The sequence below is a fragment of the Novosphingobium sp. FSW06-99 genome (assembly GCF_001519065.1).
Taxonomy (GTDB): Bacteria; Pseudomonadota; Alphaproteobacteria; order Sphingomonadales; family Sphingomonadaceae; genus Novosphingobium.
Window position 1 is genome coordinate 302,464 of sequence record NZ_KQ954252.1, and the last position, 21,854, is coordinate 324,317.

The 21,854-nt window shown below is 65.6% G+C and carries 16 protein-coding genes and 1 tRNA gene; 5 read left to right on the top strand and 12 right to left on the bottom strand.

The genetic code is table 11. The annotated features are described in order from the left end of the window. Positions 1-11: 11 nt before the first annotated feature. Entirely contained in the window at positions 12-767 is a 756-nt protein-coding gene (locus AQZ49_RS03980; protein WP_067613167.1) for an SDR family NAD(P)-dependent oxidoreductase, read from the bottom strand. Then, on the bottom strand, positions 764-2,092 hold the full coding sequence (hisD, locus tag AQZ49_RS03985) for a histidinol dehydrogenase (protein ID WP_067613169.1): 1,329 nt from the start codon (positions 2,090-2,092) through the stop codon (positions 764-766). Before hisD ends, AQZ49_RS03980 begins: the two co-directional genes overlap by 4 nt. Before the next feature lie 227 nt (positions 2,093-2,319). Here hisD and AQZ49_RS03990 point away from each other — a divergent pair, with 227 nt between their 5' ends. Continuing rightward, positions 2,320-4,308, top strand: a complete 1,989-nt coding sequence (locus AQZ49_RS03990; RefSeq protein ID WP_156428143.1) for a carbon starvation CstA family protein — start codon at positions 2,320-2,322, stop codon at positions 4,306-4,308. 3 nt (positions 4,309-4,311) lie between these two features. Next, complete coding sequence (locus AQZ49_RS03995; RefSeq protein WP_067613171.1) at positions 4,312-4,500, top strand: YbdD/YjiX family protein; 189 nt, start codon at positions 4,312-4,314, stop codon at positions 4,498-4,500. Positions 4,501-4,542: 42 nt separating this feature from the next. Here the strand turns inward: AQZ49_RS03995 and AQZ49_RS04000 are convergent, their stop codons facing one another. The 7 genes from AQZ49_RS04000 to AQZ49_RS04030 all read right to left on the bottom strand — a co-directional run bounded on the left by AQZ49_RS04000 (position 4,543) and on the right by AQZ49_RS04030 (position 16,227). Beyond that, positions 4,543-5,982: an efflux transporter outer membrane subunit gene (locus AQZ49_RS04000; protein ID WP_082701306.1), complete on the bottom strand. Its 1,440-nt coding sequence runs from the start codon at positions 5,980-5,982 to the stop codon at positions 4,543-4,545. 11 nt (positions 5,983-5,993) lie between these two features. Next, complete coding sequence (locus tag AQZ49_RS04005) at positions 5,994-9,149, bottom strand: efflux RND transporter permease subunit (RefSeq protein ID WP_067613173.1); 3,156 nt, start codon at positions 9,147-9,149, stop codon at positions 5,994-5,996. Between the two features lie 86 nt (positions 9,150-9,235). Next, positions 9,236-10,525 (bottom strand): efflux RND transporter periplasmic adaptor subunit, encoded by a 1,290-nt coding sequence (locus AQZ49_RS04010; protein WP_231738705.1) that lies wholly within the window; start codon positions 10,523-10,525, stop codon positions 9,236-9,238. Positions 10,526-11,007: 482 nt separating this feature from the next. Beyond that, a complete protein-coding gene (locus AQZ49_RS04015) occupies positions 11,008-11,643 on the bottom strand; it encodes a TetR/AcrR family transcriptional regulator (protein ID WP_067613175.1) in 636 nt (211 codons plus the stop codon). A 78-nt stretch (positions 11,644-11,721) separates the two neighbouring features. Beyond that, positions 11,722-13,488: a sensor domain-containing diguanylate cyclase gene (locus tag AQZ49_RS04020; protein ID WP_067613502.1), complete on the bottom strand. Its 1,767-nt coding sequence runs from the start codon at positions 13,486-13,488 to the stop codon at positions 11,722-11,724. A 352-nt stretch (positions 13,489-13,840) separates the two neighbouring features. After that, complete coding sequence (locus AQZ49_RS04025; protein ID WP_231738708.1) at positions 13,841-15,205, bottom strand: amino acid permease; 1,365 nt, start codon at positions 15,203-15,205, stop codon at positions 13,841-13,843. Positions 15,206-15,342: 137 nt separating this feature from the next. After that, positions 15,343-16,227, bottom strand: a complete 885-nt coding sequence (locus tag AQZ49_RS04030; RefSeq protein ID WP_067613506.1) for a LysR family transcriptional regulator — start codon at positions 16,225-16,227, stop codon at positions 15,343-15,345. Positions 16,228-16,327: 100 nt separating this feature from the next. Here AQZ49_RS04030 and AQZ49_RS04035 point away from each other — a divergent pair, with 100 nt between their 5' ends. Further along, positions 16,328-18,148: an FUSC family protein gene (locus tag AQZ49_RS04035; protein ID WP_082701307.1), complete on the top strand. Its 1,821-nt coding sequence runs from the start codon at positions 16,328-16,330 to the stop codon at positions 18,146-18,148. A gap of 140 nt (positions 18,149-18,288) precedes the next feature. After that, a tRNA-Val gene (locus AQZ49_RS04040) sits at positions 18,289-18,364 on the top strand. Positions 18,365-18,589: 225 nt separating this feature from the next. On the opposite strand, the gene AQZ49_RS04045 is transcribed toward AQZ49_RS04040, so the two are convergent. Together AQZ49_RS04045 and AQZ49_RS04050 are read right to left on the bottom strand one after the other, a co-directional pair. After that, complete coding sequence (locus AQZ49_RS04045; protein WP_067613179.1) at positions 18,590-19,444, bottom strand: NmrA family NAD(P)-binding protein; 855 nt, start codon at positions 19,442-19,444, stop codon at positions 18,590-18,592. 28 nt (positions 19,445-19,472) lie between these two features. Continuing rightward, positions 19,473-20,243 (bottom strand): SDR family oxidoreductase, encoded by a 771-nt coding sequence (locus tag AQZ49_RS04050; protein WP_231738712.1) that lies wholly within the window; start codon positions 20,241-20,243, stop codon positions 19,473-19,475. A gap of 78 nt (positions 20,244-20,321) precedes the next feature. On the opposite strand from AQZ49_RS04050, the gene AQZ49_RS04055 reads away from it, so the two are divergent. Beyond that, on the top strand, positions 20,322-21,221 hold the full coding sequence (locus tag AQZ49_RS04055; protein WP_067613183.1) for a LysR family transcriptional regulator: 900 nt from the start codon (positions 20,322-20,324) through the stop codon (positions 21,219-21,221). 65 nt (positions 21,222-21,286) lie between these two features. Here the strand turns inward: AQZ49_RS04055 and AQZ49_RS04060 are convergent, their stop codons facing one another. After that, positions 21,287-21,823 (bottom strand): c-type cytochrome, encoded by a 537-nt coding sequence (locus tag AQZ49_RS04060; protein ID WP_156428122.1) that lies wholly within the window; start codon positions 21,821-21,823, stop codon positions 21,287-21,289. Positions 21,824-21,854: the final 31 nt, after the last annotated feature.

Consider the following 21,854-nt stretch of genomic DNA (forward strand, 5'->3'; position numbering starts at 1 on the left):
CGGCAAATCCTTCAATCCGCGGTCCAGCCGCCATCGACAACCAGGCTGGTGCCGGTGATCAGCGACGCTGCATCGCCCGCCAGGAACACAATCGCGCCCATCAGGTCTTCGACCTGGCCCAGCCGGCCCAGCTTGATTTTCGCCAACACGTGTTTGCGAAAGACGGTGTCTTCGAAAAACGGCCTGGTCATCGCGGTTTCGATGAAGGTGGGCGCGATCGTGTTCGAACGGATGCCGTGGGGCGCCAGATCGAGCGCCAGCGCCTTGTTCAATCCCTCGATCGCCCATTTCGACGCGCAATAGAGGCTGCGGTTCGGCCCGCCGACATGGCCCATCTGGCTGCCCATATGGATCAGGCTGCCTTTGACGCCATCGCGCAGCATAGCCCTGATCGCGCCCTGTGCGACGAAAAACGCAGCCTTTACATTCAGATCGAGCACGGCGTCGCAATCCGCCCCGGTCACATCCCACACCGGATTCGGGCGGTTGGTGCCCGCATTGTTGATCAGCACATGATAGGCCGGGCGGCTGTTGAAGAAGGCCGCCACCGCGTCGGTATCCGCCACATCGAGCACCGCCGCCTCGGCCCTGGCCCCGATCAGCCCGGCAGCCGCCTCGATCTCGCTGGCGGTGCGTGCCGCCAGCGTGACGTGCGCACCCGCCTCGGCCAGCGCGGCCGCTGCCGCCAGCCCGATCCCGCGCCCCGCCCCGGTGACCAGCGCGCGGCGGCCATCGAGGCGGAACGAAGGCGTTTTGGGCAATGTCACGCGCGGGTCAGTTCGCTAGGGGTCGCCTGCCCAGCATAGGGCACATTGCGGTGGCCATAACGGCGCACGCGCAGATTGGCCTGTTCGCCATGCCCGGCAAACCCTTCCAGTGCGCACAGGCGGCTGCAATATTCGCCCACCAGTGCGCTCGCCTCATCGGTCAGCACTTTCTGATAGGTGCAGGTTTTCAGGAACTTGCCCACCCACAGCCCGCCGGTATAGCGCGCCGCCTTTTTGGTGGGCAGCGTGTGGTTGGTGCCGATCACTTTGTCGCCAAAGCTGACATTGGTGCGCGCGCCCAGGAACAGCGCGCCGTAATTGGTCATGCTGTTCAGGAAATAATCGGGATCGGCGGTCATCACCTGAACATGCTCGCTGGCGATCTGGTCGGCAATGGTGACCATTTCTTCGTAGCTGTCGGCCACGATCACCTCGCCATAGGCCTCCCACGCCTTGCGCGCGATCTCTGCAGTGGGCAGGATGGCCAGCAGGCGGTCGATTTCCGCCATCGTCGCGCGGGCAAACTGTTCGCTGTTGGTCAGCAGCACGCCGGGGCTGTCGGGGCCGTGTTCAACCTGGCCCAGAATGTCGGTCGCGGCCATTTCCGGGTCGCAGCCCGCTTCGTCGGCGATGATCAGCGTTTCGGTAGGGCCTGCGAACAAATCGATGCCGACCCGGCCAAACAGTTGCCGCTTGGCCTCGGCCACAAAGGCATTGCCGGGGCCGACCAGAATATCGACCGGATCGATGCTCTGCGTGCCGATCGCCATCGCGCCGATCGCCTGAATGCCGCCCAGCGCATAGATCGCGTCGGCCCCGGCCATCGCCTGCGCGGCCACGATCGCGCGCGCCGGCTTGCCCTGAAACGGCGGGGCGCAAGTGACCACGCGCGAAACGCCGGCGACTTTGGCAGTGATCACGCTCATATGCGCCGAGGCGAGCAGCGGGTACTTGCCGCCGGGCACATAGCAGCCCGCCGCGTTGATCGGCACATGCTTGTGGCCCAGGATCACGCCGGGCATGGTTTCCACTTCGACATCGTGCATGCTGGCGCGCTGGATCGTCGCGAAATTGCGCACCTGGGTCTGCGCGAATTCGATGTCCTTGCGCTCTTGCGGGCTCAGACTGTCGACTGCCGCATCGATTTCGGCCTGGCTCAGGCGATAGTCATCGCGGTCCCAGCCGTCGAACTTGATGCTCATCTCGCGCAGCGCCGCGTCGCCGCGCTGTTCGATGTCCGCCAGTGCCGCCTCGACAATGTCGCGCACCTTGCGATCCGCCGCCGCCTTCACATCGGCATTCGCGCCGCGTTTGAGGTAATACACACGATGTCTCCCTGATTTGCATTCGAATGCAAGATACGATCGCGCGCGCCGCTGTCAAGCCCGATGGCGTGTTGGCAAGGCGTTGGCGCGCCGACCAATGTCGGCAATTGGAGCGCGCCAAACTTTGTGTACAAGCGGCGCATCGGGTTGGTACCGAACAGGAGGCAGGTTTGCGCAAAGCGGTGGTCTGGGGCGCGATTGCGGTGCTGGGAACATGGGCGCTGGCCATGGTGGCGCTGGCGCGGGGCGAAACGGTCAATGCGGTGTGGGTGGTGATCGCGGCGGTCTGCACCTACCTGATCGCCTATCGCTGCTATGGGCGGTTCATCGCGCAACGGGTGGTCGGGCTCGATCCGGCACGGCCGACCCCGGCGCATACGCGCGCCGACGGGCTCGATTTCGTGGCCACCGACAGGCGGGTGCTGTTTGGCCACCATTTCGCCGCGATCGCCGGGGCAGGGCCGCTGGTCGGGCCGGTGCTGGCCGCGCAGATGGGCTATCTACCGGGCATGCTGTGGATTCTGGCGGGCGTGGTGTTTGCCGGCGCGGTGCAGGATTTTGTCATCCTGTTCGTGTCGATGCGCCGCGAAGGGCGCTCGCTGGGCGAACTTGTCCGGCTGGAAATGGGTACCGCCGCCGGCGTGATCGCGTTGTTCGGCACGTTCCTGATCATGGTGATCATCCTGGCGGTGCTCGCGCTGATCGTGGTCAAGGCGCTGGCCAACAGCCCGTGGGGCCTGTTCACCGTTGCCGCCACGGTGCCGCTGGCGTTGCTGATGGGCGGCTACAGCCGGTGGGTGCGCCCGGGACGGATCGGCGAAGTGTCGCTGCTGGGCATGGTCGGGCTGTTGCTGGCGATCATGTTCGGGCGCACGGTGGCCGACAGCGCCGCGCTGGCGCCGTGGTTCACGGTATCGGCGGTGCAACTGTGCTGGATTCTGGTGGGGTATGGCGCGATCGCGTCATTGTTGCCGGTGTGGCTGTTGCTGGCACCGCGCGATTATCTGTCCACGTTCCTCAAGATCGGCGCGATCCTGGCGCTGGCAGTCGGCATCGTGATCGTCGCGCCGCCGCTGCGGATGCCTGCGGTGACACAATTTGTGCATGGTGGCGGGCCGGTCTGGTCGGGTTCGTTGTTTCCGTTCCTGTTCATCACCATCGCCTGCGGCGCGGTGTCTGGGTTTCACGCGCTGATCGCCAGCGGCACCACGCCCAAGCTGATCGCCAATGAACGCGATGCGCTGTTTATCGGCTATGGCGCGATGCTGGCCGAAAGCATGGTGGCGATCATGGCGCTGATCGGTGCGTCGGTGATCGATCCGGGCGTCTATTTCGCGATGAACAGCCCGGCAGCGGTGGTCGGTACCGATCCGGCCAGCGCGGCGCGGGCGGTTTCGGCAATGGGCTTTGCGGTGACCCCGGCAACGATTGCGGCGGTGGCGCACGATGTCGGCGAACAGACAGTGATTTCGCGCGCGGGCGGGGCACCGACGCTGGCGGTGGGCATGGCGCAGATTTTCAGCCAGGTGATCGGCGGCAAGGCGCTGATGGCGTTCTGGTACCATTTCGCCATCCTGTTCGAGGCCTTGTTCATCCTGACCGCCGTCGATGCGGGAACGCGCGCGTGCCGGTTCATGCTGCAGGATCTGATCGGGCTGGCGGTGCCCTCGTTCCGCAATGCCACCGGGATCGTGCCTGCGCTGGTCGGCACTGCCTCGTGCGTTTCGGCCTGGGGGTTCATCCTCTATCAGGGGGTGACCGATCCGCTGGGCGGGGTGAACACACTGTGGCCGCTGTTCGGCATTTCCAACCAGATGCTCGCTGCGATCGCGCTGACGCTGGCGACGGTCGTGCTGCTGCGCATGAAACGGCAACGCTATGCCTGGGTGACGATACTGCCGACCGCGTGGCTGCTGGTGTGCACGCTGACGGCGGGCTTGCTCAAACTGGTCAGCAGCGATCCCAAAGTGGGCTTTCTGGCGCACGCGGCCAGGATAGGTGCAGCCATCGCGCGCGGCGAAGTGCTGGCCCCGGCCAGGTCGATGGCCGACATGCGCGCCATTGTGTGGAACGATCGCGTCGATGCCGGGTTGACCGTGCTGTTCGTGGCGGTGGTGGTGGCCATGGTGCTGTTCGGCCTGCGCGCGGGCCTGGGCGCGCTGCGCGCCGATCGCCCGACGGTGCACGAACTGCCCGGCCAAGCGGTGGGGGCATAGGCGATGCTGCGCGATATGCTTGCCATCGTCACCGCTGCGAGCCGGCTGATGGTGGGCCAAAGCTCGTACCGGGCCTATTGCGACCACATGGCGGCGCATCACCCCGATGCGCCGGTGATGGATGAACGCGCCTTTTTCCGTAGCCGCCAGGAAGCGCGCTATGGCGGCAGGGGCGGCGGCCGCTGTTGTTGAGTGCGGGGGCGGTGCCGGTTGGTGCCTGCACCGCCCGCCTGGTTATCCGCCCTTAGCCTGGTTCCACCCTCCGCCAAGCGCGCGGAACAGGTCGACCTGGGCAAACGCCGCATCGCGGCGCGCCGCCACCAGATCGCTGTCGGCCGAGGCCAGCGTGCGTTCCGCATCGAGCACGGTCAGGAAATCGATCCGGCCTTCGCGCTGGCGTGCCAGCGTGATGCGCGCGGCGCGGGCGGCTTCGTCGCGGGCGCGTTCGAGCGTGGCAATGCGGTCGTGCATCTGCGCATAAGTCGACAAAGCGCGTTCGGTTTCTTCCAGCGCGGTCAGCACGGTGCCGTCGAACTGCGCCAGCGAGGCCGCGCTGTCGGCGCGCGCGGCGGCGATCTGCGCGCGTACCGCGCCGGTGTTGGGGAACGTCCAACTGATCAGCGGTCCCACCGACCAGCGCGAGGCGTCGCTGCCGAACAGGCTCATCCCGCCCAGCGCGGTCGATCCGCCCGACGCGCCCAGCGTGATATGCGGGTATAGGTCCGCCGTGGCGACGCCGATCCGCGCGGTGTCGGCGGCCAGCCGCCGTTCGGCCGCGCGCACATCGGGGCGCCGCGCGATCAGCGCCGCACCATCGCCGACCGGGACGGCCTGCGCCGGATGCGGGGTGACCGTGCGCGTGGCCACATCGGCGGGCAGGTCCTGCGGGGTGCGTCCCGTCAGCGTGGCCAGGCGCAGCAGGGCCGACTGGCGATCGGCGGCGATTTGCGGAATGGCCGCCGCCTGCTGATCGCGCAGCGCGGTCACGCGGATCAGGTCGAGCCGGTCCGACCGCCCGACATCGACGCGCGCGCCGGTGATGTGCACCGATCGGTCGAGCAGGGCGACGGTGTCCTGCGCCACCTGCAACCGTTCGGCGCTGGTGGTGACATCGAGGTACGCGCGCACAGTGTCGGCAATCACCGCCACGCGCACCGCGTCGGCATCGGCCTGCGCCGCCGCGCTGTCGCCGCGCGCGGCCTCGATGCCCCGGCTGACGCGCCCGAACAGATCGACTTCGTACGACAGCGTCAGGCCGCCGTCATAGACCCAGGCCTCACGCGGTTCGCCCTGCGTCAACTGTGCGGACGAAATGCGTTCGCGCTGTCCCGACACCGCGATGCCGGTGGTCGGCAGGCGGTCGGACCGGGCACTGCGCAACAGCGCGCGGGCATGATCGACGCGCGCGGCGGCCACGCGGATGTCGGTGTTGGCCGCCAGCGCGTCATCGACCAGACGGTTGAGCACCGGATCGTTGTAAAGCGTCCACCAGCGATCGACCGTCGCTTCGCGGCTGACCACCGGCGCACTGGCGCCGATGAACGGAGCCGCCGCCGACACCGGCGCCTTCACCGGATGATAGTCGGGCCCCACCGCGCAGCCGCTGAGCAGGCTGAACGCCAGCAACAGATAGTTGAAGTGCCGGGCCACCAGATGATTGATAAGTCGGTTCATGATCGGCCTTTCTATTCGGCAGGCTGCAGCGCGACGCGGCGCGCAGGGCTGCGCAACCGGTCGGCCATGCGCCGGCACAAGACGTAGAACGTGGGGGTGAACAGCAGGCCAAAGCCGGTGACGCCGGTCATCCCGTAGAACACCGCCGTGCCCAGCGCCTGGCGCAATTCGGCGCCTGCACCGCTGGCCATGACCAGCGGCAGGGCGCCCAGGATGAACGCCAGACTGGTCATCAGGATCGGGCGCAGACGGGTGCGTGCGGCATGGATCGCGGCCTCGACCGGGCTCATGCCCTGTTCGTCTTCGGCGGCGCGGGCGAATTCGACCACCAGAATGGCGTTCTTGGCCGCCAGCGCGATCAGCACGACCAGGCCGATCTGCGTCAGGACATTGTTGTCCATCCCGCGCAAGTTCACCCCGACCATCGCGGCAAACAGGCACATCGGCACGATCAGGATGATCGCCAGCGGCAGAGCGAGGCTTTCATACTGGGCCGCCAGCACCAGGAACACGAACAGCACTGCCATCCCGAACACCACGCCCGCGGTGTTGCCCGCGTGCTTCTGCTGATAGGCGATATCGGTCCATTCGCCGCCGTAGCCGGGAGCCAGCGTGGCATCGGCCAGCTTTTCGATGGTCGTCAGCGACTGCCCGGTCGAATAGCCGGGCGCGGTGTCGCCATCGATTTCGACTGCCGGTTGCAGGTTGTAGCGCACCACGCGATAGGGCCCGGTCTTGTCGCGGAACGTCGCCACCGATCCCAGGGGGACCATCTCGCCGGTGTTCGACCGGGTTTTCAGATTGGCAATATCGGCAACGGTTTCGCGAGAGCCTTGATCGGCCTGCGCGGTCACGTGATAGGTGCGTCCCAGCAGGTTGAAATCGTTGACGAAGGCCGAACCCAGATAGACCTGCATCGCCTCGAACACGCGTTCGGGCGGCACGCCGAGCAAGTCGGCCTTGCGCCGGTCGACATCGGCATAGACACGCGGCGTGCCGACATCGAACAGGGTATAGACCTGATGCAGCCCGGCCTCGGCATTGGCTTTGGCAATCAGCGCGCCTGCCTGCTGGTTCAAGGCATCATAACCGCGCCCTTCGTGATCCTGCAGCATGAAGCGATAGCCACCGCCTGCGCCGATGCCCTGGATGACCGGGGGCGGCACGATCAGGATGCGCGCCTTGTCATAGCCGGCGACCGCCTGCTTGGCCTGATCCATGATGCCCTGATAGGTCGCGCCCAGCGCGTGGCGTTCGTCAAAGGTCTTGAACGGGAAATAGATCGCCGCCGAATTGGGCGCCGCGGTCTGCGACGGCCCGTGGAACCCGGCAAACATCACCGCCCCGCGCAGGCCCTTGATCGGCAGGATGCGCGCGGCAACGTCGCGCGTGACCGCATCGGTGCGTTCGAGCGAGGCGCCCGACGGCAATTGCACGACCGCCAGGAAATACCCCTGGTCCTGCGCCGGGATAAAGCCCGAAGGCGTCACCCAGAACAGCGCCACCGTCGCCGCGATCAGCGCGGCATAGACCGCCAGCATGCGGCGCGGCGCCCCCAGCAGGCGCCGGGTCAGATCGGCATAGCCATCGCTCAAGGTGTCGAACCAGGCGTTGAAGCGGTTGCCCGCGCGCGCCAGCAGGCCGGGGTGTTCGGCGTGTTGATGCGGGCGCAGCAACAGCGCCGCAGCGGCGGGCGACAGCGTCAGGCTGAGCACCAGCGACACCACGGTGGCGCTGGCGATGGTCACGGCGAACTGGCGGTAGAACGCGCCCGACAATCCGCCGATGAACAGCGTGGGCACAAACACCGCACACAGCACCAGCACGATGGCCACCAGCGCCCCGGCCACTTCGTCCATCGACGTGCGCGCGGCCTGCAAGGGGCTCTGGCCGAGGCCGATGTTGCGTTCGACGTTTTCGACCACCACGATCGCGTCATCGACGACGATGCCGATCGCCAGCACCATGCCGAACAGCGACAGCGCGTTGAGCGAATAACCCAGCGCCAGCAGCGTGACCGCCGCACCCAGCAGCGAGACCGGAATGGCCAGGATCGGGATCAGCGCCGCGCGCCAGTTCTGCAGGAACAGCAGAATGACTAGCACCACCAGCACCATCGCTTCGAACAGGGTATGATAGACCGCGTCGATCGACTGGCCGATGAATTCGGTGGGGTTGTAGATCACCGAATATTCCATCCCGCGCGGAAAGGTCTTCGAGATCGTGTCCATCTCTGCCTTGACGCGCGCGGCCGCAGCCAGCGCGTTCGAACCGGGGCGTTGCATCACCGCGATCACCACGGTGGGCTTGTTCGACAGATACGTGTTGGTGCCATAGTCCTGCGCGCCGAGTTCGACCCGCGCGACATCGCGCACGCGCACCTGGTGGCCCGCCGCGTCGGTGCGGATGACCACATCGGCAAACTGATCGGGGGTGGTCAGGCGGCCCTGCATTTCCACGCCAAGCTGGAACGCATCGCCCTTGGCCACCGGCGGCGCGCCGAGCGCGCCCGATGACACTTGCACGTTTTGCGCGCGCAAGGCGGCGACGATTTCGCCCGCCGTCAGGTTCAGCGCGGCGGCGCGGCCCGGATCGATCCAGATGCGCATGGCATAGTCGCGCGAACCGAACAGTTGCACATCACCCACCCCGTCAAGCCGGGCGAGTCGGTCGCGGACCTGGGTGAGCGCATAGTTCGACAGATAGTCGCGGTTCAGGCTGCCGTTGGGCGACTGCAGGTTGACCACCATCAGAAAATCGGGCGAGGTCTTGCGCGTCACCACGCCCAGCCGCTGTACTTCGTCGGGCAGGCGCGGCACGGCCACAGCCACGCGGTTCTGCACCAGCACCTGGGCGGTATCGAGATTGGTGCCGATCTTGAACGTGGCGGTGATCTTGACATTGCCGTCACCGGTCGACTGGCTGCTCATATAGAGCATGTTGTCGACACCGTTGATTTCCTGTTCGATCGGGGCGGCCACCGTGTTGGCCACGGTTTCGGCCGATGCGCCGGGATATTGCGCGCTGACGGTAACCGTGGGCGGCACGATATCGGGATATTGCGAGACCGGCAGGGCGAAAAAGGCCAGCGCACCGATCACCGCGATGATCACGGCGATCACCCCGGCAAAGATCGGACGGTCGATGAAAAAGCGCGACAGACGCATGATAGTGTGTCCCGTTAAAAGGGCGAAACCGGGCGATCCGGGTGCGGTTGCACCCGGTCAAACAATGTGACGCGGAACGCCGGGGGTCAGTGTGCGAACGTGACCTGGGCGGCGGCAGGCGTGGTATCGACGGGCGCCGCCGCCTCGGGCTGGGCAACGATCGGGGCCGAACGGATCTGTGCCTTGGCACCGGGCATGGCCGCCTGGACATTGGTCACCACCACCCGGTCGGTGGGCAGCAAGCCGCCCCGGATCACGCGCAGCCCGCGCACCACCGGGCCAAGCTCGACCGGTTTGGCGCCGACCGTGCCATCGGCGCCGACCACCAGCACGGTCTTGCGCGCCTGGTCGGACTGGATCGCCTCGTCAGGCACCAGCAGCGCCTTGACCATGCCACCGCCCGACAGCCGCATATTGCCGAACAGGCCGGGGGTGAGGAACAGTTTGGGATTGGCGATCACCGCGCGGCCGCGGATCGTGCCCGAATGGGGATCGAGCCCGTTGTCGGTGAAATCGAGCCGCCCGTGCCATTGATAGCCCGGTTCGTCCTGCAATTTGATCTCGACTTCCGGCGCGGTGCCATGGGCGGCCTTGTCGCGCTGCGCCTTGAGGAACAGCGCTTCGGAGCTGTCGAAGTTGAAATAGATTGGATCGAGCGCGTTGATGGTGGTCAACAGGGTCGCGTTGGCACCGTCGCCGGCTGCGACCAGATTGCCGATATCGACGCGGCGGTCGGAAATCCGTCCGGTGATCGGTGCGCGCACCTCGGTGAATTCCATGTCGAGCGCGCGCTGGCGGGCACGCGCCTCGGCGGCGGCCAGGCTGGCCTGCGCCGATTGCAGCCGGGCGCGCAAGCCATCGACTTCACCTGCCGAAACCGCTTCGTCGCCCGACAGCCGCGCGGCGCGGGTATAGTCGGATTGTGCCAGCGTCAGCGCGCTGCGCGCGGCGGCGACATTGGCCTGTGCCTCGGCCAGCGCGGCGCGATAGGGCCGCTGGTCGATGGTGAACAGCACCTGGCCCTTGTGCACCAGATCGCCGTCGCGGAAATGCAGTGCGGTAACCTGACCCGCGACGCGGGGGCGCACTTCGACCATCTGGCTGGGGGCGAACCGGCCGACATAGTCGTCCCATTCGACCACCGGGGCGACCAGCGGCGTGGCCACGCCCAGCGTGGGTGCTGGCGGGGTGACCGCCTTCACCGCCTGGTGCGCCACCAGCGACCAGCCCAGCGCAACGGCCAGCGCCAGCGCGATCGCGCCGATCGCGACCTGGCGCGAAGACACCAGGCCGGTGGACGTGATGGTGCCGTTGGGCGCCGTATAGCCCAGGCCCGCCTGGGGTTCGGCATTTTCGATGGTCGATGGCATATCCATGGGATCAACTCCGGCATTCGGGATCGGGTTCGCGGCTTGGCAATCACGATCGGCAGGATGCGGGGGCGCAGCGCCGATCACGCCCGATGGCGGATCAACCTGCATCCGCACCGGCGCGACCGGTCGGGTATCTTTGAACATCCTCTTTGGTCAGGACGGACCGGTCCCGTGCGGCGGCGCCCCGGGTGGGGGGGAGGGCGCACAACCGAACGGGAACCGGCGTCAGCCTGACCCCAGGCGCCATGCCCGGATGGGCCACGGCGAGGGACAGACCGGTTGCGGCGCAGGTTATGCCTGTCGCCGAACTGTTGAATGCGCCGACGCGAAGCCCAACGCCGGGATTGGGTACGTTGGGTTCGTCTGACCAGGGGTGGGAGTGGTGGCCCCGACACATTCAATACCAATCGGTATAGAATGCTCGGGCGGGTCCGTCAACCGATTTGTGTACCGGGCGGTAATTTATGTATCGAATTGTACGTCGGTCAGCGTCCGGGCCACAGCATCAGCGTGGTCTGCACCAGTTGTTCAAGCTCTTCGGGACTGGCACCGGTGCTGGCCTGCACGCTGAGGCCCTGCATCACTGCGCACAGATAGCTGGTCAGGGCTTCGGCGGTGACGTGGTCGGGCAAATCGCCCTCGGCCTTGGCGCGTTCGAACCGGGCGACGATGGCCCGGTCCGACGAGGCACGCCGTGCCATCACCTCTTCGCGAATCGAATCGGCAAAGTTGGTGCAGGCGACTGCGCTGATCACGCCCATGCAGCCGCGCGGATCGTCGCCACCGATTTGCATGGTCAGCGCGCCATGCAGGAACCGTTCGGCCACACCGCGTGCGGTCGGGGCTTCGAGTGCGGTATGGACATAGGCCAGCTTGTCGCGCTCATAGAGATCAAGCGCCTTGCAAAACAACGCTTCCTTGTTGCCGAAACAGGCATAGAGGCTGGGCTTGGTGATGCCCATCGCCTCGGTCAGTTCGGCCATCGAGGCGCCTTCATAGCCGCGTGTCCAGAACACCCGCAGCGCCGCCGTCAACGCGGTTTCGACACAGAACTGGCGCGGGCGGCCACGCGCGGCGGCGGGCGTCCCGGCAATGTCTAGCTGGTCATCGATGGTTTCCATACCGATCGGTATATAGATTATCCGTGCCGCCGCGTCCAGTTGCGACGTGCAGCCCCGCGTGCCGGCCGCAATCGGGGTTCAGGCGGCCACGGCCAGCCGGTTTCGGCCGTCGCTCTTCGCGTGATAGAGCGCGGTGTCTGCGGCGGTCATCACGGCCTCGGGGCTCGATCCCGGATCGAACCGGGCCAGGCCTGCGCTGACCGTGGCGTGCAGCACGGGCGCGCCTGCCGGAAAATCCCGCGTGGCGGCAAAGCGCGCGACGATCCGTTCGCAAATCTGCCGCGCGTCCTCTATCCTCGCGCCGAACAGCACCACGGCAAATTCCTCGCCATCCAGCCGCACCGCGTTGTCCCCCGATCGCACCGATTCGCGCAGGACTTGCGCAAACGTGCGGATCACCTGATCGCCGATGGCACGCCCGTGCAGATCATTGATCTGCTTGAAATGGTCGAGATCAAACAGCGCCAGACAGCCCGATTGTCCCGAGGCAAGGCCTTTGGCCAGGTCCAGATCGAACACCCGCCGGTTGGCAAGGCCGGTCAGGGGATCGGTCATCGCCAGATGGGGCAGGTTGTCGATCATCTCGCGCCGCCCGCTGATGTCGCGGATCAATGTCAACGTGCCGTTCACCCGGCCCTGGTGATCGAGCACCGCGCGCGTGCTGCCTTCGACCCACAGTTCGCTGCGATTCTTGCGCAAGATGCGGAATTCTGCCGCGATCATGGCATCTTTGGTGTCCATCAGGCTGCGGCGACTGGCGCGTACGCGGGGCGCATCGCGCGGGTGGACCAGTTCGAACACCGATCGCCCGACCACTTCCTCGGGCAGATAGCCCCACAGCCGCACCAGCGATGGCGAGGCGAAGCTGACCGTGCCGTCATATTTGACGCGGATGATCACGTCGCTCGATCGTTCGATGATCAGGCGGTGCAACGCTTCGGCGGCCTGCACGCGCTCAAGCAGGCGTTGGCGGGCCACAAGTTCCGCCGACAGCGGCAACACAACCAGCACGACCGAGGCGAAATAGCCCTGCAGCACTTCATAGCGCAGCCACGTGCTGACATGCAGCAACATGGTCGGACCGAAACCCGCGCTTGTCCCGATCAGCCCGACGGTCATCAGAATGATGACTGAGGCCATCGCCCCGAACCGCCCGAGCCGCAGCGTCGTCGCCACCATCACGATCAGCGGCAACAGCACGAGCGGAACGACATTCTGCCCGAACGTCAGCAACGATGCCAGGGCGACCAGACCCAGCAACAGCATCGCCTCGCGCTTCAACCGGGCCGAGGCCGATTGCAGCCAGTGGCGCGCCTCGCCTTGCCGGGCCAGCAGCAGCGGCGGGGAAAAGGCAATGAAACCCAGGGCATGCGCACCGAACCAGTCGCCCCAGGCGCGCATCACGGGCAGACCCGCGACCCAGTGGATGACCCACGCCGCCGGCGCTGCGCACAGCGCGGGCACCAGCAGGCCGGCAACGAGCAGAAACCGCACCACTTCGTCGATCGACTGCAAACGGCCAAAGCGCGGGTAGATCCGCTTGACCACCCAGGCCGCGGCCCAGGCCTCGCCAACGCTGATCAGCGCCAGCGGCAGCGCTGCCAGCGGGCCAAATCCGAACCACCAGATTGCCGCCGCGGCGCAGGCCACGGCGGTCATCCCCACGTCCGGCCAGCGTCGGCGCGGCGTGACCACCAGTTGCACGAACAGCACCGCGCCCGCAATCCACACCACGGCCACCCCGCGATCAAAGCGCGAGAGCAACAGCCCGAATGTCAGGCTGGCGAAATAGACCAGCGCAAAGCGGGCGGCCGAAAACAGACGTGCAAGGCGATGTGGCACCATTGTGGCCGATATGTCCATGGTTTGCCCCGCACTGCCCTAGGGCGTAAACGCATAAATGGCATCAACGAGGCGGCAAAATGGCGAACATATCGCGCCGAAAGGCGCGCGGCTAAGGCTGGTTGCCTTTGCAAGCGCATTTCGGTTCGAGATGGAAGCCATTTTGCCGTCCCTTCGGGATTTGACCCAAGAGGCCAATCGCTACGTTGGACAGGCTTGAAATAGCACCACTATTCCTGCGCCTATCCGCCGTGGGCCGGGCCTCTTGGTCTCATACCGCTTTGATGCCATTTATGCACTTACGCCCTAGCCCGCATAAGGCGCGCGGGCAAGCAAAGAGCCGGAATTCTGCGGTTCAGCCGGTGCGGCCGTGCCGGAACAGCCGATGCAGCACGATCAGGCCGATCACGCTCAACACCCCCATCGCCAGCGGCGCGCGCTGGTCGGGGATAAAGGCCATGGCCACCAGGATTGCCAGCATCGCCACGATCGCCGCGCGCGTCAGCCAGGGAAAACCCCACATGCGGATGGTCAGCCGCGCGGGCGTTTCGGTTTCGAACCGGGCGCGCAGGCGCAATTGCGAAAACGCGATCGCCAGATAGACGAACAACGCCACCGTACCATAGGATTCGACCAGAAAGGCGAACACCCGGTCGGGCGAAAGATAGGACATGATCACCGCCAGAAACCCAAAGCCGGACCCGCACAGGATCGCCGCAACCGGCACGCCGCGCGGGCTGAGCCGGGCCAGAAAGCGCGGGGCATCGCCGTGGCGGGTCAGCGCAAAGGCGATCCGAGACGAGGCATAGAGCCCTGAATTGAGCGCCGAAAGCACCGCAGTGAGCACCACCGCATTCATGATCTGCGCCGCCGCCGGGATGTTCATCGCCACCAGCGCACTGACATAGGGGGTCGCCACTTGCGGCGAATTCCACGGCATGATCATGACCACCAGCAGGATCGAGCCGACATAGAACACCAGCACGCGGCTGATCACCGAATGGGTCGCGCGGGCCACTGCGCGCGCGGGCTGTTCGGATTCGGCGGCGGCAATGGTGACGATTTCGGCGCCGAAGTAGAACCCCGTGGCGGCCACCGCGCCAGTCAGCACCGGCAGCCAGCCATTAGGCGCAAACCCGCCATGCGCGGTCAGGTGCTTCAGCCCCGGGCCGCCGCCGGGCCACAGCCCCAGCACATAGCTGGTGCCCAGCACCAGAAAGACGATGATCGCCGCCACCTTGATCGAGGAAAACCAGAACTCGAATTCGCCATAGGATCGCACCGATCCCAGATTGGTCGCGGTCAGTGCCAGCATCAGCCCCAGTGCGAGCAGCCATTGCGGCGCTTCTGGCAACCAGAACCGGATCAGGTCGGCCCCGGCAATCGCCTCGATCGCCACCACGATGACCCAGAAATACCAGTACATCCACCCGGTCAGAAACCCCGCCAGATCGCCCAGGGCTAGCCGCGCATAGGCATAGAACGATCCGACCGCGGGCAGCGCAGTGGCCATTTCACCGAGCATGCGCATGACCAGCACCACCAGCGTGCCGGTCAGCAGGAACGACAGGCAGGCAGCCGGACCGGCAGACTGGATCACCACCCGGCTGCCGACAAACAGACCCGCGCCGATCACCCCGCCCAGCGCGATCATCGTCATGTGGCGTTGTTTCAGGCCCTGGGCGAGCTGGGGTGGCGGCACTGCATCGGGGTCGGTCACGCAAGGCGGCTTTCAAACAGGAGCGGCGAATTTCAAACAGGATCTACGCGCGAATCGGATCGATGCGGCACCGACAACCGCACGTGCATGCGCCAAGATCAAGCCGATCGCGGTGGCGGTCACGCCGGTGCAATCCGTCATGGCGCGCGGACCGATCCGCGCACCAGATCGAGCCAGGCGCGCGCCGCATCAGACAGATAGGCGCCGCGCCGCCACAGCATGGCCAGATGCCAATCGGTGGCGGGCTCGTCCAGAACGACTGCCCGGACGCGCTCGTGCGGTCGTTGTGCGGCGATCATGCGCGGCAGAAAGGCAATGCCCATCCCGGCCGCCACCAGTTCGACGACAAAGTCGACTTGCGCACTGCGCGCGACGATCCGGGGGGCAAATCCGTGGCGCGCGCAGCCCTCGATGATGATCCGGTTGATTGCGAACCCGGCCTCGAACAGGATCAGCGGCTGGTCGCGCAGTGCGGTCAGGTCGATCGTGTCCCGCCCGGCCAATGGGTGTCCGGCGCGGATCAGCGCGACCAGCGGTTCGCAGCGGATCGACTGGATATGAAAGGCATCGGCTGCCGGCAGCAGCGAGGCCGCCAGTTCGATATCACCCGCCAGCAGCAAGTCTTCGAGGTGGCTGGCGCCATGTTCGACCAACTGGATTTCCACCCCCGGATAGCGTTCGCGAAAATCGGCAAACAGCGGGGCAAACAGCACCGCGCTGCCGACCGGCGGCAACCCCAGCCGCAAGGTGCCGCGTTTCAGCCCGCGCAATTCATCGAGTTCGGCCAGCAGGTCTGTGCTCTCTGCCAGCAGGCGCACAGCACGGGCATAGACCGCTTCGCCGATCGTGGTCAGCGTGGTGCGATGTCCGATGCGATCGAGCAGGGGGGCGCCGATTTCATCTTCCAGTTGCCTGACTGCCTTGCTGACGGTCGACTGGGTGGAAAACAACGTCTTTGCGGCCGCCGAAAAGCCACCCTGGCGCACAACCTCGACAAAGGCGCGAAGCGTTCTGAATTCCATCAGCATTCCATATCGGAATAGAATTCAGTCAATCAAGTCGTTTTGATCGCGAAAGGTCCGCGTTTATGGCGGGGGCCCGATCCCACGGACCCCGCACGCCATGACCCACGCCACTTGCCCCGCCGGTGTGACCCCGGCGTTGACCATGCCCCGGTTTGCCGACCACTGGCGCCTGGTGTCGCGACGGCTGCGCGCGGGCGCCATCGCCTATGTGCCCGAACGGTTCGGCCTGGTCGAAGGGCTGCGCGCAGCCACGGCGGTGGCGATCATGGTCGGCGCCAGCCTGCTTGTGCACCAGCCGACGCTGAGTTGGGGCGCGTTCGCCGCATTCTGGACCTGCCTTGCCGATCCCGACGGACCGGACCGTACACGCCTTGTGACGATGGGCGGTTTCGTGGTGCTGGGCACGGTGCTGGCGCCGCTGATGGTGCTGTTGGCCGGTTGCGGGCCCACGACGGCGACGCTCGCGCTGTTTGCAATCGTCGCGTCGAATGCGCTGCTGTCGCGGTTTGGCGCGGTGGCTGCACAAGTCGGCATGCTGGCCAATGTCGTGGTGGTGGTGGCGATCGACCAGCCGCTGGCGACCACCGACCCGGCCATGCTGGGCGGTGCCTTTCTGACCGGCGGCGTGTTTGCGCTGCTGTTGTGTCTGGTGATCTGGCGCACCCATCCGCGCGACAGTGCCGCGCAGAACGCGGCGGCGATCGTGCGTGATCTGCGCGACATGACCGGGGACCTGCATGCGCTGGCGCTGCACGGTGTCAGGCCGGACAGGCAACACCGGCGGGCGTTGCGCGCCACGCTCGAACGCGCGCGTGTCGACATGGCCATGGCGGACCCGGATCTGGCCGCGCTCGCCGATGCGGCAGAGCACATCCTGGCCGGGCTGATCGCGCTGGACCACGCCATGGTTGAGCGCGCACGCGATTGGCCCGGTGCATCGGTCTGCGCGATGCTGGAAACGCTCGATGACGCGCTGTCGACCATGGGCCGGGGTTTGACCCGGCACAACTGGGCCCATGCCGAGGTAGGCGCGCACGTGCAGACCTTGCGCGACCTTGGCCGCGCTACCCCGGGCCTGCCGTCGCGTGTGGCCGCGCTGTGGGCCGACGCGTTGTGCGTGGCGTCGCCCCGGCCACACCGTCGATCATCGCCGGCGGCGATGGCGGCACCGATCCGGGGCATCGCCGTGCCGGGCCATGCGCTGCGCCTGGCAGTGATGGTCACCATCACCCAGATCGTGACGCAAGGCCTGCATCTGGGCTTTGCCTATTGGGCGACGATGGCAATCGTGGTGGTCATGCAACCCGATGTCATGGCGACCTGGCCACGCATGATCGAACGCGTCGTCGGCTCGATGGTCGGCGGTGGCGCGGCCGGCTTGCTGACCACGGTATGCACCGACGCGTGGCAACTGGTGGCGATGGTCTTTCCACTGGCGGCGGCCACCATTGCGCTGCGCCGCGTCAATTACACGCTCTATGTCGTGTTCCTGACGCCGCTGTTTGTCACGGTCGCCGATCTGACTGCTGCGCACGCGGCCACCGGCTATGGCATCGCGCTGGCACGCACCGGCACCAATGTGCTGGGCAGCGTGCTCGGGCTGGCGGGTTCGCTGTGCCTGTCATCGCAACGTCCGGGCGGAATGCTGGCAAGGGCGCTGTCCGCCGCCGTGGCCGCCAATCTGCACTATGCGCGCCTGACGCTTGATGCGACCGTGGCCTTCGACCAACGCGAACACGCCCGGCGCGAGGCCGAACGCGCCAGCGCGGTGGCCGAGGCGCGGTGCCTGTCGATCATCGGCGCAGCCTGCCTTCCGCGCCCCGCCTACCGCCAGGCAGAGGCGTTGCTGCGGCATCTGCGCTACCTTGCAGGCGCGACCACGATCGCCAGCGTCGAACGCGGGCATCAGGCATGTTGACCAAAATGTCTGGTCGTGTAGAGGACGGCGCGTCGCGATGGTCTGCGGGCCAACGTCAGACCACGCCAATCGATCGACAGCCGATAGCACGTCCTATGCGAAGTGTTTATCCCTTGCTGTTCAGATAGTTCGGCAAGAGCGGGCGGTTAGCTCAGTTGGTAGAGCATCTCGTTTACACCGAGAGGGTCAGCGGTTCGAGCCCGTTACCGCCCACCATTGCCACGACTCAAGGCGTGTTGCGGAATCCTTGAAGCCCTGGGAAAACCGGGATTGATATGGGGTCAACAGGCTCGTTGGGTCAACGCAAGTCCGCAATCGGGCCAATCCACGCAGTTCGCAGATGCGGTATTTAACCCCGCTTCCGACGGATTGATTTGGCAAGCGTGCGTCCGGGCAGCGGCGCTACCTTCGGAGCCTGCACCACGTGCCGGGACACGATCGTCAGGCATCGCACAGTCCGCGTATGACCATGTTGATGTCTGTTTGGCCGCGCACCACATTGTCGTGGTCTTCGAATGCAATCCAGCCTTCGTTGAAACCGTCAAGCATCTGGGCACGCGGGACGGGATTGTGCATGCCCTGTGCGGTGAAAAGCGTCTCCCACTGATCGCGCGCGATCGGCTCTGCGCGCACGGGCCGCCCCAGTGCGTTTGCAAATGCGGCCGCAATATCATTGGGGCTCGTTCGAGCCGGGCCTTCAAGCTCGACGATACGCGGACCGGTCCAGGTCTCTTGCAGCAATTGCGCCGCGATCCGGCCGACGTCGGCGGTTGCCACCATGGGCACCGCCTGGTCGAGCGGCTGAAGAAAACTGCCGATCACGCCTTCACGCGCGGCCGGTACATCCCACAGCGCATTTTCCATGAACCATGCCGCGCGCAAAAAGCAGACCGGCATGTCCAGCGCACCCAGCGCCCGTTCGACCTCGCCCAACTGGCCGAGCAGATTGGGCTGGCTGGCTTGCGCGCCGATGGTCGAAAGGCACACGATCCGTTGCGGACGCGCGGCGGTGATCGCCTTGGTCAAGGCGGCAATGATGACCTTGATTTCAGGGAAGCCTGGCTGCGGATCGAAATTCGGCGGAATCAGGATGAATACCGCCTCTGCACCGGTCAGCGCCGTGGTCAGCGCGGCGGCATCGGCAATATCGGCATATGCAATCGCACATCCCCGTGACGACCAGTCTGCTGCCTTGGCGCGATCGCGCAGCACAGCCCGGACCTTTTGCCCGGCATCAAGCAAGGTCTGCGCAACCACGCCACCGACTTTGCCGGTTACACCCAGTATTGCGTACATGTCCGATCTCCTTTTCGGATAGAAACTGTTATTTCGTCCAGGGGCTCGCGCCCTGGTCCCACATTGACTGCTGGCCGCGTTCGAATGCGGCGCGATCTGCGGCAAGCGCGTCATGAATTTCAATTGCGCTGCTGTCGGCCAGGACGTGGTCTTCGCCGACGCGCAGGCCATGCAGCGCCTGATCGGCGACGTCTTGAGCCCTGCTTTTCGGTCCGGCAACGTGTCGCGCCATGTCGGTGTCGATGAACCCGGCATGGACGCCCAGGACCCGCGTTCCCTGGCCGCAAAGCTCGATCCGAAGCGCATTGGTCACCGCCAGTGCCGCATGTTTCGACGTACAGTAGGTGGCGTTGAACGGGTTGACGAACCAGCTCGCGACAGACAGCACGTTGATGATCGCGCCGCCGCCGTTGCGCGCCAGCAAGGGCGCAAAACTGCGCGCCATCGCCAGCACGCCAAACACGTTGACCTCGATTTCGCGTCGCAGGGCATCGTCCGAACCGGGCGCCAGGATCGGCGTGGTCAGCATGATGCCGGCATTGTTGACCAGGATTGTAACATCGGGGCAGTTTTTCGCTGCGGCTGTGATGTCCGTTGGTGACATCACATCAAGGCGCAGTGGCACCACGCGCTCGTCCAGATGGCTCGCAGGCTGGCGACATGCGGCATAGACCTTGCCCGCTCCACCGGCCAGCAGTGCGTCGACAAAGGCTTTGCCCAAGCCCCGGTTGGCGCCTGTTACGAGTGCGACAGCTCCTTCGATGTCCATCTTTGCGGCTCCTGACTGCTTGGCTTGCAATTGATGCTATGCCGCAGCAGAACCATTGATTAAAGTGCGCCTTCATCACTATACTGATGACTCAAAATCAGGAATGACATGGCATTCGATGGTCGATTGCTGTCAGGCGTCAGCGTTCTTGCCGCCGTTATCGAAGGTGGCAGTTTTGTCGCCGCCGCAGAGGCGTTGGGCCTGTCGGCATCGGGCGTCAGTCGATCGATTGCTCGCCTCGAAGAACGCCTGGCCATTCGCTTGCTCGATCGCACCACGCGTTCGCTCCGTCTGACCGACGAAGGCCGCAGCTTTTACGAACGGGTTGCACCATTGCTCGATGGGATCGGGGAAGCGGCAGAGTTGGCCTCGGGCAACACAGTGGCCGTCCGCGGAAAATTGCGCGTGAATGTCGATCCCTATTTCTCGCGTCTGGTGCTGGCGCCGCATTTGCCCAAATTTCTGTCCAGCCATCCCGATCTGACGCTGGAATTGATTACCAGTGACGATATCGGCGATCTGGTGGCCGATGGCGCGGATCTTGCGGTGCGTTTTGGCCCCCAGCCGGTATCGTCACAGATCGCGGTGCGTCTGCTGGCTACGCGCATTCTGACGGTCGCAGCGCCAAGCTATATCGCCCGCTGCGGCAGACCGGTTGTGCCACAGGATCTGGCTGATCATGAATGCATCCAGTTCCGCGATCCGGTCACAAAGCGGCCGTTCGAATGGGAGCTTCATCAAGGCAGGACGATCGTGCCCGTGACAACCCGGGGCAGGCTGGTCGTGCGCGATGTCGGCACGATGCTGGGCGCGTGCCTGGCCGGTGCGGGCATCGCCCAGGTGCTGGCCCTGGGCGTGCAGGATCTGCTTGCCCAAGGGCGACTGGTCGATCTGTTTCCTGACTGGCCGGGCGAAACCTTCCCGCTTTATGTCGTGCACACATCGCGTCGGCACCAATCGGCCAAGGTACGGGCGTTCATTGCATTTTGCACCGACATCACCGGGTGAACTGCCAACCCGACAAAGGGATCAGTGCATTTCACGAGCATCGTGCAAACATGATGCGATACCAATCAGGGCTTGTGGTCGTGCCCGTCGGTGGCGTCGGGCGCAGGCCGAAGGCGGGAGATATACCCTGCGACCGCTTCGCGCTCCGGAAGGGTCAGGGCAGTCGCGACCGCTTTCATAAGGGCGTTGTGACCATCCGGACCAGCGTAATGGGCCAGCCGTGCAAGGATGTAACTGGCTGGCTTGCCCGCGAGCGGTGGTGCCTTGAGGGCCGGGTTGCCGGCAAGTGTTGCGCCATGGCAAGTGACGCAGGCCGTCGCACCGCCTGCCGATCCTGAGCTGACGATCCGCTGTGGATCGATATCCTGGGACCATGCGGGCGAAGCGCCAACGACCAACGCCAGCCAAGCTGCGCACATGAAGCGCAGGTCCCTGCGTGCTTGCATCGTTTTTTGCAAAAAACCCGAGCCCACTTTTTTGCACGATGCTGCCGCGCCAGAGACCGCGCCAAACCCGGTGATCGTCTCGACGACGGCCGGGCGGTCGATGGATGAGGCGCTGGCCGGCATCGAACGGCGGCAATGGGGGTTGGTCTTGGTCATGGCATTGTCCTTCCGTTCAAACAGCAGGGGA

Coding starts and splice junctions, on each gene's coding strand:
- AQZ49_RS04030 (WP_067613506.1), bottom strand. CDS start 16,227: ATGGAATTCAGAACGCTTCGCGCCTTTGTCGAGGTTGTGCGCCAGGGT.
- AQZ49_RS04000 (WP_082701306.1), bottom strand. CDS start 5,982: ATGAACCGACTTATCAATCATCTGGTGGCCCGGCACTTCAACTATCTG.
- AQZ49_RS04035 (WP_082701307.1), top strand. CDS start 16,328: ATGACCCACGCCACTTGCCCCGCCGGTGTGACCCCGGCGTTGACCATG.
- AQZ49_RS04045 (WP_067613179.1), bottom strand. CDS start 19,444: ATGTACGCAATACTGGGTGTAACCGGCAAAGTCGGTGGCGTGGTTGCG.
- AQZ49_RS03990 (WP_156428143.1), top strand. CDS start 2,320: ATGGTGGCGCTGGCGCGGGGCGAAACGGTCAATGCGGTGTGGGTGGTG.
- AQZ49_RS03995 (WP_067613171.1), top strand. CDS start 4,312: ATGCTGCGCGATATGCTTGCCATCGTCACCGCTGCGAGCCGGCTGATG.
- AQZ49_RS04010 (WP_231738705.1), bottom strand. CDS start 10,525: ATGGATATGCCATCGACCATCGAAAATGCCGAACCCCAGGCGGGCCTG.
- AQZ49_RS04005 (WP_067613173.1), bottom strand. CDS start 9,149: ATGCGTCTGTCGCGCTTTTTCATCGACCGTCCGATCTTTGCCGGGGTG.
- AQZ49_RS04020 (WP_067613502.1), bottom strand. CDS start 13,488: ATGGTGCCACATCGCCTTGCACGTCTGTTTTCGGCCGCCCGCTTTGCG.
- AQZ49_RS04055 (WP_067613183.1), top strand. CDS start 20,322: ATGGCATTCGATGGTCGATTGCTGTCAGGCGTCAGCGTTCTTGCCGCC.
- AQZ49_RS04015 (WP_067613175.1), bottom strand. CDS start 11,643: ATGGAAACCATCGATGACCAGCTAGACATTGCCGGGACGCCCGCCGCC.
- AQZ49_RS04060 (WP_156428122.1), bottom strand. CDS start 21,823: ATGACCAAGACCAACCCCCATTGCCGCCGTTCGATGCCGGCCAGCGCC.